At 68.1% G+C, this 19117-nt stretch carries 16 protein-coding genes and 1 tRNA gene; 13 read left to right on the forward strand and 4 right to left on the reverse strand.

Going from position 1 to position 19117, the window contains the following annotated elements; all coding sequences use genetic code 11:
- Positions 1–24 precede the first annotated feature (24 nt).
- The 3 genes from ASE34_RS14840 to rplL all read left to right on the forward strand — a co-directional run bounded on the left by ASE34_RS14840 (position 25) and on the right by rplL (position 2963).
- On the forward strand, positions 25–1818 hold the full coding sequence (locus tag ASE34_RS14840; protein WP_056279805.1) for a glycoside hydrolase family 15 protein: 1794 nt from the start codon (positions 25–27) through the stop codon (positions 1816–1818).
- A 230-nt stretch (positions 1819–2048) separates the two neighbouring features.
- Entirely contained in the window at positions 2049–2537 is a 489-nt protein-coding gene (gene rplJ / locus ASE34_RS14845; protein ID WP_053097428.1) for a 50S ribosomal protein L10, read from the forward strand.
- Between the two features lie 48 nt (positions 2538–2585).
- Positions 2586–2963 (forward strand): 50S ribosomal protein L7/L12, encoded by a 378-nt coding sequence (gene rplL, locus ASE34_RS14850; protein WP_042539579.1) that lies wholly within the window; start codon positions 2586–2588, stop codon positions 2961–2963.
- 115 nt (positions 2964–3078) lie between these two features.
- Here rplL and ASE34_RS14855 read toward each other — a convergent pair whose 3' ends face one another.
- Positions 3079–4083: a LacI family DNA-binding transcriptional regulator gene (locus ASE34_RS14855; RefSeq protein WP_053097427.1), complete on the reverse strand. Its 1005-nt coding sequence runs from the start codon at positions 4081–4083 to the stop codon at positions 3079–3081.
- 282 nt (positions 4084–4365) lie between these two features.
- Here ASE34_RS14855 and ASE34_RS14860 point away from each other — a divergent pair, with 282 nt between their 5' ends.
- The 8 genes from ASE34_RS14860 (at position 4366) to ASE34_RS14895 (ending at position 13396) form a co-directional block, all read left to right on the forward strand.
- Complete coding sequence (locus ASE34_RS14860; RefSeq protein WP_053097426.1) at positions 4366–5682, forward strand: ABC transporter substrate-binding protein; 1317 nt, start codon at positions 4366–4368, stop codon at positions 5680–5682.
- 103 nt (positions 5683–5785) lie between these two features.
- Entirely contained in the window at positions 5786–6925 is a 1140-nt protein-coding gene (locus ASE34_RS14865; protein ID WP_053097425.1) for a carbohydrate ABC transporter permease, read from the forward strand.
- Positions 6922–7881: a carbohydrate ABC transporter permease gene (locus ASE34_RS14870; RefSeq protein ID WP_056279807.1), complete on the forward strand. Its 960-nt coding sequence runs from the start codon at positions 6922–6924 to the stop codon at positions 7879–7881. Before ASE34_RS14865 ends, ASE34_RS14870 begins: the two co-directional genes overlap by 4 nt.
- Positions 7882–7970: 89 nt before the next feature.
- Positions 7971–9347 (forward strand): cystathionine beta-synthase, encoded by a 1377-nt coding sequence (locus ASE34_RS14875; RefSeq protein ID WP_056279809.1) that lies wholly within the window; start codon positions 7971–7973, stop codon positions 9345–9347.
- 73 nt (positions 9348–9420) lie between these two features.
- The gene (locus ASE34_RS14880) at positions 9421–10572 is read left to right on the forward strand and encodes a cystathionine gamma-synthase (protein ID WP_053097421.1); all 1152 of its coding nucleotides are present in this window, start codon (positions 9421–9423) and stop codon (positions 10570–10572) included.
- A 161-nt stretch (positions 10573–10733) separates the two neighbouring features.
- Positions 10734–12098 carry a multidrug effflux MFS transporter gene (locus ASE34_RS14885; protein WP_394194683.1) on the forward strand — a complete coding sequence of 455 codons (1365 nt, stop codon included), beginning with the start codon at positions 10734–10736 and terminating at the stop codon, positions 12096–12098.
- A 30-nt stretch (positions 12099–12128) separates the two neighbouring features.
- Positions 12129–12767, forward strand: coding sequence for a phosphatase PAP2 family protein (locus ASE34_RS14890; protein ID WP_072591647.1), 639 nt, complete (start codon positions 12129–12131; stop codon positions 12765–12767).
- 29 nt (positions 12768–12796) lie between these two features.
- Complete coding sequence (locus tag ASE34_RS14895) at positions 12797–13396, forward strand: GNAT family N-acetyltransferase (protein WP_056279811.1); 600 nt, start codon at positions 12797–12799, stop codon at positions 13394–13396.
- 113 nt (positions 13397–13509) lie between these two features.
- On the opposite strand, the gene ASE34_RS14900 is transcribed toward ASE34_RS14895, so the two are convergent.
- A tRNA-Ser gene (locus tag ASE34_RS14900) sits at positions 13510–13597 on the reverse strand.
- Between the two features lie 244 nt (positions 13598–13841).
- Between ASE34_RS14900 and ASE34_RS14905 the strand changes: the two genes are divergently transcribed.
- Both ASE34_RS14905 and ASE34_RS14910 read left to right on the forward strand, forming a co-directional pair.
- Positions 13842–14720 (forward strand): aminoglycoside phosphotransferase, encoded by an 879-nt coding sequence (locus tag ASE34_RS14905; protein ID WP_157538284.1) that lies wholly within the window; start codon positions 13842–13844, stop codon positions 14718–14720.
- Positions 14721–14729: 9 nt separating this feature from the next.
- Complete coding sequence (locus ASE34_RS14910; protein ID WP_056279814.1) at positions 14730–15620, forward strand: rhodanese-related sulfurtransferase; 891 nt, start codon at positions 14730–14732, stop codon at positions 15618–15620.
- Between the two features lie 36 nt (positions 15621–15656).
- Here the strand turns inward: ASE34_RS14910 and ASE34_RS14915 are convergent, their stop codons facing one another.
- On the reverse strand, positions 15657–17912 hold the full coding sequence (locus tag ASE34_RS14915; RefSeq protein ID WP_056279816.1) for a transglutaminaseTgpA domain-containing protein: 2256 nt from the start codon (positions 17910–17912) through the stop codon (positions 15657–15659).
- Positions 17899–19110 (reverse strand): DUF58 domain-containing protein, encoded by a 1212-nt coding sequence (locus ASE34_RS14920; RefSeq protein ID WP_056279818.1) that lies wholly within the window; start codon positions 19108–19110, stop codon positions 17899–17901. Before ASE34_RS14920 ends, ASE34_RS14915 begins: the two co-directional genes overlap by 14 nt.
- Positions 19111–19117: the final 7 nt, after the last annotated feature.

A 19117-nucleotide genomic window follows, 5' to 3' on the forward strand; every position in this document is an offset into this window, starting at 1 on the left:
GGGTGAACATGCCAGACTCGGTCGATGCCCGCTCCGATCGAGGACTACGCCCTGCTCAGCGACTGCCGCACCGGCGCGCTCGTCTCGCGAGACGGCAGCATCGACTGGCTGTGCCTTCCGCGTTTCGATTCGTCCTCGGTGTTCGGCGCTCTCCTGGGCGACCCCGGTCACGGATGCTGGACGCTGCGCCCGAGCGATGCCGGGGCGACATCGACGCGGTTCTACCTCTCGGACACCTTCATCCTGGTCACCCGGTGGGAGACGGCGGAGGGCGTCGCGGAGGTGCACGAGTTCATGCCGATCCAGCCGACGCGCACCGAGGTCATCCGACGGATCGTCGGCGTCTCGGGCAGCGTCGAGTTCGACACCGAGCTGCGCCTGCACTTCGACTACTCCCGTCGGCTGCCGTGGGTGCGGCAGGTCGGCACTCCGGATCACCCGGCGCTGCATGCGACGGCCGGGCCCGAGTCGGTGATCGTGCGCGGCGTGCGATTCCACGCCGAGGACCATCGGCACCGGGCGACGGTGACGGTCGGCCCCGACGAGATCCGGGACCTCACGCTCAGCTGGTTCCTCTCCTATGAGCAAGCGCCGAAGCCGCTCGACGTCGAAGAGGCGATCGCCGGGACGCGGGCCTGGTGGCAGGGATGGGCGAGCGGGATCCGCCACGACGGCCCGCATCGCGACGCCGTCGTCCGCTCTCTGCTGGTGCTGCGTGCGCTCACCAACAAGGACACCGGAGGCATCGTCGCCGCGGCCACGACCTCGCTGCCCGAGGACTTCGGCGGCTCGCGCAACTGGGACTACCGCTTCGTCTGGCTGCGGGATGCCGCGCTGACGCTCGAGGCGCTGATCGCTCATGGCTTCCTCGCCGAAGCGCATCAGTGGCGTCGCTGGCTGCTCCGGGCCGTCGCGGGGGAACCGCGGGAGGTGCAGATCATGTACGGGATCGCCGGTGAGCGCGATCTCCTCGAGCGCGAGCTGACCAGTCTCCCCGGTTATGACGGTTCAGCGCCGGTGCGCATCGGCAACGGGGCCGTCGACCAATACCAGGGTGATGTGATCGGCGAGGTCCTGGTCGCTCTCGAGGCGGCCAGGATCGCGGGTCTGGAAGAGGGGGACTTCTCCTGGCCCTTGCAGCGCGCGCTCGTCGAGCAGGTGATCGCGTCGATCGATCGCCCCGACAACGGAATCTGGGAGATCCGGGGCGAGCCGCAGTGGTTCACGCACTCGCGGGTCATGATGTGGGCCGCGCTCGACCGGGGAGTCCGTGCCGTGCGGGAGCATGGTCTCGCCGGCGATGCCGAGCGGTGGGAGGGCGTGCGCGATCGCCTGCGTCGCGAGATCGACGACCGCGGTGTCGATGCGGAGGGCGGCCACTTCGTCCAGCACTACGGATCCGGCGACGTCGATGCCTCGCTGCTGCTGCTGCCGCAGGTCGGGTACTGCGCCGCCGACGATCCGCGCATGCTGCGCACCGTCGCCGAGATCGAGAGTCGCCTGCTCGTGAACGGATTCGTGCGGCGCTATCGCACCGAGTCCGGGGTCGACGGACTCGGTGGAGGGGAGCATCCCTTCATCGCCTGCAGCTTCTGGCTCGTCGAGCAGTATGCGGCGAGCGGGCGCACGGGCGACGCGCAGAACCTCATGGCCGGAGTGATGGCGATGGCGAACGATCTCGGCCTGCTCTCGGAGGAGTACGACGTCGGACACCAGCGGCAGGCCGGCAACACTCCGCAGGCGCTCTCGCACCTGAGTCTCATCCGGGCCGCCGACGCACTCGCCGGGCACCGGGGACGCGCGGCGCACCGGGACTGACGTCCGATTTGAGGGTCGGCGGTCGATGAGGTAGCCTGGGAACAACCGAAGACCGCTGGTCATCGTCGTGCGTGAGAACGCGAGGCGATCGAAGCTCTGCTCAGCAGGGGCCCGCGCAGGACACGAACTTTCAGAGCTCCGTGCGCTTGCGCCGGAGCTTTTCTGTTGCATGCGGTCAGGGGTCGGCGCCTCACCTCCGTGAGGCGCCTCGTACACACCAAGGAGTGACCATGGCGCAGAAGGACGCATCGGTTGCCGAGCTCACGAAGTCATTCGAGAACTCGACTGCCGTTCTGCTGACCGAGTACCGCGGTCTGACGGTTGCCCAGCTCAAGGAGCTGCGCAACAGCATCCGTCAGGACGCTGAGTACGCCGTGGTGAAGAACACGCTGACCAAGATCGCCGCCAACAAGGCTGGCATCACCGCGCTGGACGACGACCTCAAGGGTCCGTCGGCTGTCGCGTTCGTGCATGGCGACTTCGTCGCCACTGCCAAGGCTCTTCGTGACTTCGCCAAGGCCAACCCGCTTCTCGTGATCAAGTCCGGCATCTTCGAGGGCAACGCCCTCTCTGCCGACGAGGTCAACAAGTACGCCGCGCTCGAGAGCCGTGAGGTTCTGCTGGCGAAGGCTGCGGGCATGATGAAGGCGACGATGGGCAAGGCTGCTGCCACCATCGATGCTCTTCGCGAAAAGCTGGAGACCGCTGAGGCCGCGTGAGCGACCCACGATCTCGTTCAACAAACCCACCTATCTAGGAGATACATCATGGCTAAGCTCACCACTGAGGAGCTGCTCGAGCAGTTCGCAGGCCTGACCCTCGTCGAGCTCAACGACTTCGTCAAGGCGTTCGAGGAGAAGTTCGAGGTCACCGCTGCTGCCCCCGTCGCCGTTGCAGGCGCAGGCGGCGGCGCTGCTGAAGAGGTTGAGGAGAAGGACTCCTTCGACGTCATCCTCGAGGCTGCCGGCGACAAGAAGATCCAGGTCATCAAGACCGTCCGCGAGCTCACCTCGCTCGGTCTCGGCGAGGCCAAGGCCGTCGTCGACGGTGCTCCCAAGGCCGTGCTCGAGGGCGCGAACAAGGAAGCAGCCGAGAAGGCCAAGGCTGCCCTCGAAGAGGCAGGCGCCACGGTTACCCTCAAGTAATCCGTTCCAGGTCGCGGCGTGACGCCTCGCCCTGGAAGCGTCTGAACGCTTCACGAAAGCCCCGGGTCCGCCCGGGGCTTTCGTGCGTCCGGAGCGCAGATCCGCAGAGGAGCGGTCAGCGTCGTCCGGCGGTGGAGCTCCGGACGACCAGCGAGGATGTCGTCACGGTGCGCTCGCGCGGAGAATCCGGGTGGTCGATCTGCTGCCGCAGCAGGCGCACTGCCTCGTGGCCCTGTTCGCGCGGTGACTGCCTGATGGTCGTGAGCGCGAACATCTCGGCGTGCTGGTGGTCGTCGACTCCGACGATGCTGAGCTCGGTCGGCACGGCGATGCCAAGGCGACGTGCCGCGATCATCGCGCCGATCGCCGCCTCGTCGCAGACGCCGACGATCGCGGTGGGGCGTCCTCTGCGGTCACCGAGGAGCTCGACGGCGGCGGCGTAGCCGCCGGGCATGGTCGGGCGGCTGTCCGCGATCCTCGCGACCGCCTCGAGTCCCGCCGCGGCGAGAGCCTCGAGATATCCCTCCACGCGCTGGGCGTCGCCGAAGCTGAGATGGTCCGGATCCGTGGATCCGCCGACGAACGCGATATCAGTATGGCCGAGTTCGATCAGGTGCTCGGTGGCGATCCGGGCGGCGGCGATGTCGTCGATCGACACGGCACTGGATCCCTCACTGTACGGACCGACGCTGACGAGCGGTCGCTCGGAGCGGTGCAGACGTTCGAGCTCCTGTGCGCTGGGCTGGATGCCGACGGCGATGATCCCGTCGAACCGTCGCCCGGGCAGCACGACGTCGAACAGGCGCTCGCGGGTCTCGCTGCCTTCGCGGATGCCGTAGAGCGCGAGCTCGTAGTCGAGGGCGAACAGCGATTCCTGGATGCCGGCGAGCAGCTCCGAGAAGAACCAGCGGTCGACCGGCGGCATGATGACTCCGACGGTCTGCGTGCGACCCGTGGCGAGACTCGTCGCGGAGGAGTGTGCGACATAGGCGAGTTCTCCGGCAGCATCGGCGACCCGCTTGCGGGTGTCTTCCGAGACGTAACCGCGTCCGCTGAGTGCTCGGCTCGCCGTCGCCTTCGACACGCCAGCGCGCGCCGCGACGTCGGCGATCGTGCTCATCCGGTCCTCCTCGACCATGACTGCGACGCGAGCCCCCACCCCTGCGCCGATGACAGCGTAACGGGTCGCAGGGACGAAAAGGAACCGGTTCCACAGGAATTGTGAGGGAGCGCTCCCATGGTTCGTGCCAGGGCGCTGCGAATGGTTGTCAGTCTGTGATCCTGGCTTATTGTGCCGCGGCGTCGGACCCCGATAGGTTGTCCTGGAATCGGTTCCCGATTCTGTGCCGAGGGGCGGCGCGGAATGTCGTGGGAGCCGGGAAACTCGAAGAGGAGAATTCACATGGGTCTGTCACAGCGTTCCCGGCGTTACGCGCCAATCGCACTGCTGGGAGTCGCGGGCATCGCGCTCGCCGGTTGTGGTGCTCCCGGCGGCACGGACGGCGGGGGAGAAGGCGGCGGCGGAGACAACACCGTCACGATCTACGGCACGATCGTCGAAGGAGAGGCAGAACTTCTCGCAGAGTCCTGGGCGGACTTCGAGAAGGAGAACGACATCACGATCAAGTACGAGGGCAGCCAGGACTTCGAGACTCAGCTCGGCACCCGTGCACAGGGCGGCAACCCGCCCGACATCGCGATCTTCCCGCAGCCGGGTCTGTTCGCGGACTACGCGGCTCGCGACTTCCTGAAGCCGGCCCCTGACGCCGTCGAGGCGAACGCCAAGGAGTACTGGACGCAGGGGTGGGTCGACTTCGGCACCTACGAGGACGAGTTCTACGGCGCGCCGCTCATGGCGAGCGTCAAGGGCTGGGTCTGGTACTCGCCGACGAAGTTCGCCGAGTGGGGAGTCCAGGAGCCCACGAGCTGGGACGAGCTGCTCACACTGACCCAGACCATCCAGGAGAAGAGCGGCAAGGCACCCTGGTGCGCCGGCTTCGAGTCGGGTGTGGCGACCGGCTGGCCCGGCACCGACTGGATCGAGGACCTCGTGCTCCGCAACGCGGGCGCCGACGTCTACGACCAGTGGGTCAAGAACGAGATCCCCTTCACCGACCCGCAGATCAAGGAGGCGTTCGACGCCACCGGCGAGATCCTGCTCAACCCGGCCTACGTCAACGGCGGCTTCGGCGACGTGCGTTCGGTCAACTCCACGGCATTCGGCGACGTGGCCCCTGCGGTCGCGAGCGGCGAGTGCGCACTGACGCACCAGGCGTCGTTCCTGTCGGGCTTCTTCCCCGAGGGCACGAACATCGCCGAGGACGGCGACGTGTGGGCGTTCCTGCTTCCGAGCCAGAGCGAGGACGAGACGTTCATCACCGGTGGTGGCGAGATCGTCGGCGCGTTCAGCGACGACGAGGCGACGCAGAAGGTGCTCGAGTACCTCTCGAGCCCCGAGTGGGCCGACAGCCGTCTGGCGCTCGGTGGCGTGACGTCTGCGAACAAGGGCGTCGACATCGAGGCCGTCGAGAACCCGATCCTGCAGGAGTCGATCAAGCTGCTCCAGGACGACTCGGTCACGTTCCGCTTCGACGGATCCGACCAGATGCCCGGCGCCGTCGGCTCGGGAACCTTCTGGAAGGGCATGGTCGCCTGGATCAACGGCACCTCGACCGACGAGGTCCTGACCCAGATCGAGACCGGCTGGCCCTCCAGCTGATCGGATGAGGTGGGCCGCCCCGTCGGGCGGCCCACCTTCTCCCTCTCGGTCCGCGCATCGCCGCGCGGACCGCTGATCAGCTCCGTCTCATGAAGGGGAATCCATGAACGCGACTGTGTTCTTCCAATGGATCGGGTCTCTGCCCCCGATCGCCCAGGCTCTCGCCGTCGTCATCGCGTTCGCGGTGGTCGTCGTCGTCATCCTGCTTCTCGTCGACATCGCGCCCCGCAAGGGCGCGCTCTACACCGGCATCCGCCTGGCGATGTGCCTGCTCATCCCGTTCGCGGTGATGTGGTTCTTCAACTCCTATTACTGGGCGATGGGAGTAGCGGTCGCCGTCGGCGCCCTGTTCTTCTTCCTCGACTACCGTTCCCGCGACGGAGCCGGGTACCTGATCCAGCTCGTGGCATTCATGGCCCCGGCCATGCTGCTGCTGCTCGCGGGCCTGATCCTGCCGTCCATCCAGACGGTATACGCGTCGTTCTGGAACTCCACCGGCAGCGACTTCGTCGGCTTCTCGAACTACCTCTGGATCTTCACGCAGTCCGACGGCGTCACCTCGGTCGTGAACACGATCGTCTGGGTGCTCCTGGTCCCGACGCTCTCGACCATCGTCGGTCTGGCCTACGCGGTGTTCATCGACAAGACCCGCGGCGAGAAGATCTACAAGCTCCTCGTCTTCATGCCGATGGCGATCTCGTTCGTCGGCGCGAGCATCATCTGGCGCTTCGTCTACGCCTACCGCGGTCCGGAGTTCGAGCAGATCGGTCTGCTCAACCAGATCCTGGTCTGGTTCGGCGGAGAACCGCAGCAGTTCCTGCTCAACGGACCGTGGAACAACCTCGCCCTCATCGTCGTGCTGATCTGGGTGCAGACCGGTTTCGCGATGGTCGTCCTGTCGGCGTCGATCAAGGGAGTTCCCACAGAGCTCCTCGAAGCGGCCGAGCTCGACGGCGCGAACGCGTGGGAGCGATTCCGTTCGGTGACGATCCCGTCGATCCGCCCCGCGCTGATCGTCGTCCTCACCACCATCTCGATCGCCTCGCTGAAGGTCTTCGACATCGTCCGCACGATGACCGGTGGCAACTACGGCACCTCGGTGCTCGCGAACGAGATGTACACGCAGTTCTCCAAGTTCGAGGCGGGACGCAGCGCTGCGCTCTCCGTCATCCTGTTCATCCTGGTGCTCCCGATCGTGATCTACAACGCGCGCCAGATCAAGAAGCAGCGGGAGATCCGATGACCGACACCGTGAACTCAGACACCGGAAAGAGCACGAGGGCGATCACCACCGCCGGACGCTTCGAAGCCTCGGCCGGCCGCGCGCGCAAGCGCCTGAGCCGTCCGTGGGCCACCGTCGCATCGATCGTGATCGCCGTGGTGTGGACGATTCCGACGCTCGGCCTGTTCATCTCGTCGTTCCGTGAGAGGGACGCGATCGAGACGAGCGGCTGGTGGACGGTCTTCACCAACCCGCAGCTGACGCTCGACAACTATGTCGCCGTGCTGCAGTCCGGAACGACGCAGCTGACGATCCTGGAGTCGTTCTTCAACTCCATCGTGATCACGATCCCCGCCACGCTCATCCCGCTGATGATCGCGGCGATGGCGGCCTACGCGTTCTCCTGGATCGACTTCAAGGGACGCAACGCGCTGTTCATCTTCGTGTTCGCGCTGCAGATCGTGCCGATCCAGATGGCTCTCGTGCCGCTGCTGTCGTCGTTCTCGCGGGGCATCAACCTGTTCGGCGTCCAGGTGACGCAGGGACTGGACGCCTCGGGCGGCTACGCACAGGTGTGGATCGCGCACACGATGTTCGCGCTGCCGCTGGCGATCTACCTGCTGCACAACTTCATGTCGGAGATCCCGGGGGAGATCATCGAGGCGGCTCGCGTCGACGGCGCATCCCGCGGACAGATCTTCTTCCGGATCGTGCTTCCGCTGACGATGCCGGCGATCGCGTCGGTGGCGATCTTCCAGTTCCTGTGGGTGTGGAACGACCTGCTCGTCGCCCTCGTGTTCGCCGACGGCGCCGCCTCGCCGATCACGAAGGTGCTCGCCGAGATCACCGGTCGCGGCGAGGGATGGTACCTGCTCACCGCAGGAGCCTTCGTGTCGATCATCGTCCCGCTGATCGTCTTCTTCTCGCTCCAGCGGTACTTCGTGCGAGGACTCCTGGCGGGGTCCACCAAGGGCTGATCGGCTCTCGGAGACAGGTCGAGCACACGATGCCGCGATCGGGCGCAACACAGCCCCGGTCGCGGCATCGTCGCACGTACGCTGTGAACATGAAGTACGCAGACTCCATCGTCGACCTCGTCGGCGACACGCCCCTCGTGAAGCTCCAGCACGTCACCGAGGGCGTGGAGTGCACGGTTCTCGTGAAGCTCGAGTACCTCAACCCCGGCGGCTCCGCGAAGGACCGCATCGCCTCGCGCATCATCGACGCGGCCGAGGCCTCGGGCGACTTGCGGCCGGGCGGCACGATCGTCGAGCCGACCAGCGGCAACACCGGCGTCGGACTCGCGCTGGTCGCCCAGCAGCGCGGGTACAAGTGCGTCTTCGTGCTGCCGGACAAGGTCGGCGAGGACAAGATCGACGTGCTGCGCGCCTATGGTGCCGAGGTGGTCGTCACGCCCACCTCGGTGGCGGCCGACAGCCCCGAGTCGTACTACAGCGTGAGCGACCGGCTCGCCCGCGAGATCCCCGGGGCGTTCAAGCCCAACCAGTACGAGAACCCCAACGGGCCGCGCAGCCACTACGAGACCACCGGCCCCGAGATCTGGCGAGACACCGACGGCCGCGTCACGCACTTCGTCGCCGGGGTCGGCACCGGGGGCACGATCACCGGAACCGGCCGGTATCTGCGAGAGGTGTCGGACGATCGGGTCCGCATCGTCGGAATCGACCCCGAGGGCAGCGTCTACAGCGGCGGCACCGGGCGCCCGTACCTGGTCGAGGGCGTCGGCGAGGACATCTGGCCCGGCGCCTACGACCCGAGCGTGCCGCACGAGATCGTCGCCGTCGACGACGCCGAGTCGTTCGCGATGACCCGGCGGCTCGCGCGAGAAGAGGGAATCCTCGTCGGAGGCTCCAGCGGCATGGCCGTGGTCGGCGCGCTGCGGGTGGCGCGTGATCTGCCGGCGGACGCTGTGATGGTGGTGCTGCTGCCGGATGGCGGGCGCGGGTATCTCGGCAAGATCTTCAACGACGGCTGGATGCGCTCGTACGGCTTCAGCGAGGTGGAGGAGGGCGAGACCGTCGGCGACGTGCTCGCCGCGCGCACGGCCCGCCTGGGGGAGGGCATCCCCGATCTGGTGCACGCGCATCCGACCGACACCGTGCTCGAGGCCATCGGCATGATGACCGAGTACGACGTCTCTCAGCTGGTAGTGCTGAGCGCCGAGCCGCCGGTCATGATGGGCGAGGTGGTCGGCACGGTCGACGAGAAGGGGCTGCTGGACCTGCTGTTCCGAGGCGATGCGAAGCCCGCGGACGCCGTGGGCGATCATGTGGGGGACAGGCTGCCCCTCATCGGCATCCACGCGCCGATCGCGCAGGCACGTGCGGCGCTCGCCGACGTCGACGCGCTGCTCGTCACCCTCGACGGCAAGCCGCACACGGTGCTCACGCGACAGGACCTGCTGTCGTACATCTCCCGCTGATCCCGCACGGACGCCGGACGCCGGACGTAACAGGAGCGGATGCGGTCGCCGGAGCGGACGTAGGCTGAGGGACATGTCCGAGCATGCCTTCGCCACCAGAGCCATCCACGCAGGTCAGGCGCCTGACCCGACCACCGGGTCGATCATCCCGCCGATCTATCAGGCCTCGACGCATGTGCAGGACGGCATCGGCGGGTTCCGAGACGGGTACGAGTACAACCGAGCCGGCAACCCGACACGGTCATCGCTCGAGACGCAGCTCGCCGCACTCGAAGGCGGCGCGAACGCGCTGTCGTTCGCGTCGGGGCTCGCTGCGGAGGATGCGCTGCTGCGCGGCATCCTCCGACCCGGCGATCACATCGTGCTCGGAAACGACGTCTACGGCGGCACCTACCGCCTGCTCACCAAGGTGCTCGCGCCCTGGGGCATCGAGACCACGACGGTCGAGCTGTCGGACGTCGACGAGCTGCGCGCGGCGATCCGGCCCGAGACGAAGATCGTCTGGGTCGAGACGCCCAGCAACCCGCTGCTGAAGATCGTCGACATCGAGCTCATCGCCGAGATCGCCCACGCGGCCGGGGCGATCGCCGTCGTCGACAACACCTTCGCCTCACCGGCACTGCAGCAGCCGCTCTCGCTCGGCGCCGATCTCGTCGTGCACTCCACCACGAAGTACCTCGGCGGGCACTCCGACGTGCTGGGCGGTGCTGTCGTGTTCCGCGACGACCGTTTCTTCGAGCAGGTCAAGTTCCAGCAGTTCGCGGTGGGTGCGGTCTCCGCGCCTCTCGACGCCTGGCTCACGACCCGCGGCATCAAGACGCTCGCGGTGCGGGTGCGCCAGCACTCCGAGAACGCGCAGGCCATCGCCGAATGGGCAGCCGGCCGCCCGGAGTTCGCGACCGTGTACTACCCGGGGCTCGCCTCTCACCCGGGGCACGATGTCGCCACGCGGCAGATGAGCGGGTTCGGCGGGATGCTGTCACTCGGTCTCTCCGCCGGTGCCGATGCAGCCAAGTCGTTCGCGGAATCGACCGAGCTGTTCCAGCTCGCGGAGTCCCTCGGCGGTGTCGAGTCGCTGATCGGATACCCGCCGGACATGACCCACGCCTCGGTGCGGGGCACCGCGCTCGCCGTGCCCGAGAACGTCGTTCGGCTGTCCGTCGGCATCGAAGGCGTCGACGACCTGATCGCCGACCTCGAGCAGGGGCTCGCTCGCCTCGGCTGACCCCTCAGCGTCGATGGCGCACGCAGGTGGGCGCGAGCGGGCTGTAGCATGGAGACTTCGCCCGGATCGAATCGATTCGACTTCCGTCGCGGATTCGGCCGCTCTCGCGACGTGATCCCTCGCGACTCACCTGATCCCCCCCCAACTCCGGAAGGACCGTCGTGCCCGACGCTCCACGCACTGACTCCATCCCGACCGCCCCCGCTCCTGAGCGGACCGCCACGGGCAGCATCCGCATCCCGTCGTCGACGGGCGCGATCCGCACGCTCGGCTCGAACCCGGCCACCGCGCCGATCATGCTGCACCCCGGCGACTCGATCTCGAACGGCCGTCGAGCCCTGTACATCGTGCTGCTCGGCGCGCTCACCGCGCTCGGCCCGTTCACGATCGACCTGTATCTGCCTGCCTTCCCGGTGCTGGAGCAGGACTTCGAGACCACGGCGGCAGCGATCCAGCTGACCCTGACGGGCACGATGATCGGCTTCGCGCTCGGCCAGCTCGTCGTGGGGCCGCTCAGTGACAAAGTGGGCCGCCGAATCCCGCTGATCGTCGTGACAGCGCTGCACGTGCTCGCCAGTGCGGCGGCGGCGTACGCGCCCACCCTTCCGCTGCTCAGCGGCGCGCGAGTCTTGATGGGCGTGGGAGCGGCCGCGGGCGGCGTCGTCGCCATGGCCATCGTCCGCGATCTGTTCGGCGGCCGCAGGCTCGTGGTGATGCTGTCGCGGCTCGCCCTCGTGTCGGGCGTCGCCCCGGTGATCGCCCCGCTGATCGGCTCATGGCTGCTCACGCTGATGCCGTGGCGCGGCATCTTCGTCGTGCTGGCCCTGTACGGCGTCGTCATGCTCGTGTCGGCCATCGTCTTCATCCCCGAGACGCTGCCGATCGCACGCCGCCAGGAGAAGGGCGGCGCGACAGTTATGCAGCGCTACCGCTCGGTGTTCTCCGATCGCGTCTTCATCGGCGTGCTGATCATCGGGGGCATGACCTTCTCGGGTCTGTTCTCGTACCTGTCTGCCTCGCCGTTCCTGTTCCAGCAGACGCACGGGCTCGACGCGCAGCAGTACGGTCTCCTGTTCGCGGTCAACTCGCTCGGTGTCGTCGCCGGCGTGCAGACGGCCTCGCGACTCGCCGCGCGCTTCGGACCGCAGTGGGTCATGGCCTACTCGACGGCGGTCCTGCTTCTCGCGGGCATCGCCATCATCGTGACCGATCAGCTCGGCCTCGGGCTGTGGGGCACGGTCATCCCGCTGTTCGTCTTCATGACAGCCTGCGGCTTCACCTTCCCGAACGTGCAGGTGCTCGCTCTCGACAGGCACGGCAAGGCCGCGGGCACCGCGGCGTCCGTGATCGGAGCCACGAACTTCGGCGTCGCAGGGCTGATCTCGCCGGTCGTCGGCTGGGTCTCTCAGGGTGCGGGGATCACTGCCACGACCATGGCCTCCGTGATGGTCGGATGCGCGGCCATCGGGGTCCTGTCACTGTGGCTGATCGTGCGTCCACGGACTGTCGGCATGCTGGCTCCCTGACTTTCAGCTTCCGACCGGCAGAATGGTTCGATGAGATCACGAACGCTGCTGTGGTGGGGAATAGGGATGCTCGTCGCGGCGACGCTCCTCGGAGCGGCGATCGTGTTCGGGTACACCGAGCCTCCCGGCTTCGACACCTGGTGGAACGAGACGATCAGCACGTACCGCACCGACGCGATGCTGTCGTTCGCGTTGGTGCTGAACAGCATCGGCGGCGGGTGGATAGCGATCCTGCTCGTTCCGCTGCTGCTGATCACCGCTCTTCTCGTGGCTCGGCGATGGCAGGCCGCCGTGTTCGCCGCTGTGGCGTTCCTCGCGAGCGCCGGCGCCGTGCAGCTGCTGAAGCACCTGTTCGGACGAGCGCGCCCGGAGGACATGATCGTCGTGAGCGACTACGGATCGTTCCCCTCGGGGCACGCCGCCAACGCGGCGACGATCGCGATGGTCCTGTGGCTGGTCTTCCCTCGCGTGTGGACCGCGATCCTCGGCATCCTCTGGGTGGTCGCGATGGCGCTCTCGCGTACTCTCCTGTCGGTGCACTGGGCCACCGACACGCTGGGCGGTGCGCTGGTCGGCGCCGGCGTCGTTCTCGTGCTGGGGGCCTGGCTGCTGCCGTGGGTGCAGTCGACGTCGCAGCGGGACGACCCCGCAGTCGCGCCGGTAGGCTGACACCGTCCACATCGCATCGAGGAGCAGCATTGTCGCGCATCCGTCCGTATCGTCCGTCCGACCGCGCCGCCCTCTACGACGTCTGCGTCAGGACTGCGGATGCCGGAGCCGACGCGACCGGGATCTTCTCGGACGACTCGCTCTGGGGTGACCTCTTCGCCGTGCCGTACGTCGAACGCCACCCTGACCTCGCCTGGGTCGTCGAGACCGACGACGAGCGCGTGATCGGCTACATCGTGGCGACGGACGACACGGATGCCTTCGCGACCTGGTTCCGCGACGAGTGGTGGCCTATGCGACAGGAGCGGTACCCGAGGGTCGACGAGCCGAGCACCCGTGAGGATCGCATGATCGAATACGGCTATGCGCAGGCCCCGGGCCGGGACGCGAACGCGGAGGAGTACCCCGCGCACCTGCACATCGACCTCCTGCCCGAGACCCAGGGTCAGGGACTCGGGCGCCAGCTGATCGAGACGCTCTTCACCGAACTGCGCCGCCGCGGAGTGCGGGGGCTGCATCTGGGCATGGACCCGAACAACACGGGCGCCGCCGCCTTCTACAGGCGGCTGGGCATGACACCGCTCCCTGCGGAGCCGGGCGGACAGAGCTTCGGCGTGACGTTCGACTGAGCTCTCGGCCGGGCGGCGGGTCCGGTGCTCGCTGCGCTCGCGCCTCCCCGAATCCCCAGCGCTCGATAAAAAGCATGAAGGGCCCCCGCTGGCGCGGAGACCCTTCATGCTTTTGGCGGTGACGGCGGGATTCGAACCCGCGGTTGCTTGCACAACACACGCTTTCCAAGCGTGCTCCTTCGGCCGCTCGGACACGTCACCAAGGAACAACCTAAACAGTCTATCCGATCGGGTGGGCAGCCCATGACCAGCTCGTGTGGAGGCCATCATCCGGCGGGATGCCGCTCCACCGGTATGCGATCTGTCCGAGCCTTGCGCCCGCAAAGCGATGCTCTCTAGCCTCGAACGTAGACACTGTGCAGTCATATAAGAGCGCACGGCCAGGGTGTGTGAGCCCGGCCGCGCAGCCGACACCGATCGGCGAACTCGTCTCGGAAGGACGTTCATGGCGACAGACCCTTTGCCCACCGTGGCCAGCACTCCTGTGCGCACCGCGTTGCGCCTGGCACACTCCCGCGCTCTCGCAGACCTCGGCCTCGATGCGATCGGCCGTTCCCGCTTCGGATGGCGCGACCGGTCGATCGGCTCAGCCGTCGAACGGGCCGGCTCCTCATACTGGTTGCGAGTCGTCTGGGCTCGAAGCGAGTGGGCGAGGAGCTCGTGGTGGGTCGGCAACCAGGACGCGATGACCATCACCGGGGTCGAGAAGCCCCGACTGATCGACGCGCGGGCGTGGGAGGAAGGACCGCTGGTGTATCGGGCCGACCTCATGAGCCTGCTTCCCGGTCGGGTGTGCGCTCCGACATCCGTGCTCGAGCGGACGCCCGGGCTGGACGAGACGTGGTGGACCGCGCTCGAACGCAACCTCGACGCCGTCGCGGCGACGCCGACGGAGCGCACCGTGCTCGATTCCGAGATCATGCGCCGCAGGATCGGCGTGTTCTTCGGCATCGACCTCGACGTCGACCAGGACGACTGGGTGGCGAGCCACGGCGACCTGCACTGGAACAACCTTCACCGGGAGCCGTTCGCGATCGCCGACTGGGAGTCCTGGGGTCTGGCGCCGCGCGGCTATGACCCGGCGTTCCTGCTCGGACACTCCCTGGCCGTTCCGCACGTGGCAGATCAGATCGCGCGGCGATTCCGTCGGGACCTCGAGACCGAGAGCGGCATCGTCTCTCAGCTGTACGTGATGACGAAGCTGCTCACGCGTGCGGACGCCGGAGAGCACGTCGGACTCGTGCCCGCGGTGCATCGTCACGTCGGGCGGCTTCTCGGCACTCGGGTGCCGCTGCGGCGTCGGGCTCCCGCTCGTGCGACGTAGGATCTCTGGGTGGCAACCCCCAAGATCGTCCTCTTCTACGTCTTCACCCCGCTCGCCGATCCGGATGCGATCCGGGTGTGGCAGCGCGACCTCGGCGAAGCGCTCGGGCTGCGCGGACGGCTCCTCATCTCGAAGGACGGAGTCAACGGCACGTTGGGCGGTGACCTTCTGGCGCTGAAGAAATGGGCGCGGTCATTCCGGGCCTATGCGCCCTTCAAGAACGCCGACATCAAGTGGAGCGAAGGCACCGGCGTCGACGCCGATGGTCGCAGCGTCGACTTTCCGAAGCTCAGCGTCAAGGTGCGCGACGAGATCGTGTCATTCGGAGCGCCGGGCGAATTGCGGGTCGATGAGAACGGCGTCATCGGCGGCGGCACTCGGCTCACACCGGAAGAGCTGCACGAGCTGATGGGGGAGCGAGGCGACGAGGTCGTGTTCTTCGACGGACGCAACGCGCTCGAGGCGCAGATCGGCCGCTTCCGGGGAGCTGTCGTTCCCGACACCGAGACGACTCGCGACTTCGTGCAGCTGCTCGACTCGGGTGCCTACGACGACCTCAAAGGCAAGCCGGTCGTCACCTACTGCACGGGCGGCATCCGCTGCGAGGTGCTCTCGAGCCTGATGACAGCCCGCGGGTTCGGCGAGGTGTACCAACTCGAGGGCGGCATCGTCCGCTATGGCGAGCAGTACGGTGACGAGGGCCTCTGGGAGGGGTCACTCTACGTGTTCGACAAGCGTGGCTCCGTCGACTTCTCCGACCACGCGGCCGTCATCGGCGAGTGCGTCGGCTGCGGTGTGCCGACCAAGCGCACCGCGAACTGCCCGGACCCCGCCTGCCGCACCCAGTTCGTCGTCTGCGAATCCTGCGACTCGGTGCGCTGCGAGCTGCACGCCGCCTGATCCCCTCGCCACCACCTTCGGCAGTCGCGGTACTACTCAGACGAGCAGCGGCACGTCGGTGCGGCGGCTGACGAAGAGCGATCGCGGCAGCAGGAACGCGTGGACCCTCGTCCAGCGATCGACGCTGCGGCGCAGTTGAGCCGTCACATCGATCAGAGCGGCGTCGAGATCTCGGGCCGCGCTCGCCGAGGGGCGCGCATAGCTCGCCTGCTCGACTGCGGCGACGAGCACTCTGATGGCGTCGGCATTCACGCCGCTGTCTCTCACGAGGTCATCGCCGCGCATGCGAGGGGTCTCGGCGTCCGACAGGGGTACGCGCAGATCCTGCATGGTCGCCCGCAGCTCGGCCCACGCGGCTCCGGCGTCACCGTCCCGCGCGCGCCCGCGTCGCGCGAACCGCAGCGCGAGACGAGCGAATGCGGGAATCAGCAGCACCACCAGCACCCCGAGCGTCGTCAGCACGACGGGAGTGGGGTCGAGCTGACGACGCTCCCCGGTCGCGCCGGCGTTGTCGCCGGCATCCTCACGCTCGAGCTCCGGTCCCGAGGTCTGCTCGGTGCTGGGAGCCGCCGTCGGAGCGGGCGTCGCGGCGCCGCCCGTCCCCCCGCCCGTCGTCGCCGCGGCGCTGAAGGCCGTCGGAACCCCGAGAGACGCCGTCGGTTCGAACGGGACCCAGCCCACGCCGGGGAAGAGGACCTCGGGCCATGAGTGCAACTGGTCGCTCGAGACCGAGTACACCGCCTCATCGCCGCGCGTCGTCTCGGTCAGCGCCCCGGGGAGGTACCCGACGACGATGCGCACCTCCATGTCGAGGCTCTCCGCCATGAGCGCGAACGCCCCGGCGAAGTGGATGCAGTATCCCGACCGCACCTCGAGGAACTCGGCGACCGCATCGGCTCCGGTGCCGTCGAAGCCCTCATCGACAGGGGTCTCGAGAGAGTAGGCGAACTGGCTCCGGAACCACGACTGGAGCGCGACCAAGCGGTCGTAGTCGTTCGTGGCGTCCGCCGTTACCTCGGCCGCCGTCTCGCCGATCACGTCCGGCAGGTCGACCGGCTCGGCATCGGGGTCGACGATCGGCGAAGCGGCGGGAAGCGCGCGGATCTGCTCGAGAGTCGGTGAGACCTCGAGCGACCGCACCGTGTAGTCGTTGCCGACGGCATCCCCGTTGCGAGACGCGAGAGTGCGGTTCTCGGGGCTCACCCGCCAGGCGGCGGAAAGTCCCTGCACGCCGGTCGCGGGGTACGGCACGGGGAGCCATGAACTCGACATCCGGATCACGCGGATGGAGGTGTTCTGGTCGGTCGTCTCGATGTCGTCCGCCCACTCGTCGGGGCCGAATCCCTCGCTCTGCGCCTGCAGGTCACCGCGATCGGGCTCCCACACGCGCCCGTCGAACGACGACAGCGTCGTGAGTCGCAGGTAGGGCGCGGTGTCCGCCGTCGTCGCCAACGTGAGCACCTCGACAGGGTTCGGCTGTCGCAGGTCATCGCCGAGGCGTAGCGACGCATCGACGGTGACCCCCGTACCTGTACCCGTGAGAGTGGCCGAGACCGGCAGCACCGGTGCGACGATCACCGTCGCCGCGAGCGCAGCGACGCCGACGCCAGCGGCGACCGCCACGGATGTCCGCCGCGGCGAATCGGGATTCTGCGCCGCCGTGTACCGCAGTAGCACGAGGATCAGGATGCCGAGCAGCACGAACCAGACGACGTTCACACCCCCGAGAGTGGCGATCATCGGCATGGATCCGACGACGGCGGTGAGGAGGCTGGCGAGGATCGCGCCGCGCTGGGCGACGAGCTGGTCGAGCAGGATGGCGACGACGCCGAACCCCAGGCCCATCACCGCCTGAAGCCCCGGTGATGCGGCGAGCGGGGCCGAACCGAAAGCGATCTCCTCCCAGGCGGCGGCGGCGAGAGCCTGGAAGGTGTAGAACGTCGCTTCGGTGGGCACGACGCCGAACACCGCGGTGTCGCCCGCGACGAGCAGGATGACGGTGCCCATCACCACCAGGATCTGGACGGCGATCGTGACGAGGTCGCGTGCCCAGGCCGGACGGCCGCGCATCAGCGTGCGACACGTCATGCCCGTGAGCGCCGTGACGACGATCACGGCGAGGACCGCGAACGACCAGCTGCCGGGTTCGATGACCGAGGTGAACGGCCACATCGCGACGAGCCCGGCCGCCGCAGCCAGCACCGACGGCAGGACGGTGCCGACGGGCAGCTCGTGCTCGCGGTGCCACGACAGGCGGGATCCGCGTTCGGCCTGTCGTTCAGCTCGGGACATCGGTCGCTCCCCGGTGGTCCGCGGTGCCGCCGATGCGGTCGGGCAGCACGTCCTCCCACGCCTCTGCGATGTCGTCGCCGAGTCTCGCGAAGCGCCAGCCGTTCCGCTCGGCCGCCGCGACGACGCCGGCGCCCGGTGCGGTCGCGAACAGCATCGGCGCTGCCGCTCCGGACGGGCGCAGCAGGGCGGCATCCTCGTCGTCGATCTCGCCTGTGATGTAGACGAGCGGACCCGGAGGTGTGCCACCGACCAGAGTCGGGAGGTCGCGGGGCTCGCCGCGCGGGCCGACCAGCGCGAGGGCGACGAGAAGGCCGTCCCGATCGTCTTCGTGGCCGCGCAGCGTGCCCAGCAGAGTCCCGCCGCTGTCGATCACATCGACGCCGTATCCCTCCTGCACGAGGTGCACGGCGACGGAGGCGCACATCGACACCGCGGTCTCGAAAGCGGGGTCCTCGGCATCACCCGGGCGCGCCCAGCGTGCGGCGCTGCGGTCGAGGATCACGAGAGCGTCGGGGCTGGACTCCTCCTCTTCCTGCCGCACCATCAGCTGTCCGCGATGCGCGGTCGCCCGCCAATGGATGCGGCGCATCGAGTCGCCCGGGATGTAGCGGCGCGGCGAGAGATTGTCGCTGCCCTGCCCGAGCCGACTCGAGGACGTGTGCGCGGTCCCGCCGGCGGCCCCGACCTTGACGGTCAGCGGCGCGAGCGTGAACACCTCAGGGACGACGGTGACCGTGCGCGTCTCGCCGAACGCCTGCTCGCGCTGCGCGAGACCGAACGGGTCGACGGTGCGCACCACCAGTGGGCCGATCGGCCACACGCCGCGACGGACGCCGGTGATCAGATAGGTCAGCTGGCCGGTCTCGGACGGGTACTCGCCCGCCGAGTCGCCGCTCACCGCGGGCGGTAGCACGTCGCGCCAGAGGCCGCGGGGAACGCGCAGGGCCCGCAGGGTGAAGCGCAGGGTCACTCGCGAGGTCTCCGACACGGTCAGCAGGTCGGTCGAGACCTGCCGCGTGACGGTGCCCGTGCGCCGCGGCAGCCGCACGACGAGAACCGAGAAGACGGTGAGCACGAGAAGGAGGATGCCGATGTAGAGGAGGATCGGCGCGCCCAGCATGTTCGCCGCGATCAGGCAGCCGAGACCGGAGAGGAGCGCACCCGTTCCCCGCAGGGTGAGGGTTCGACGGCGAGGCATGGCGAGC

This window comes from Microbacterium sp. Root280D1, from assembly GCF_001428975.1.
In the GTDB taxonomy this organism is placed as follows: Bacteria; Actinomycetota; Actinomycetes; order Actinomycetales; family Microbacteriaceae; genus Microbacterium.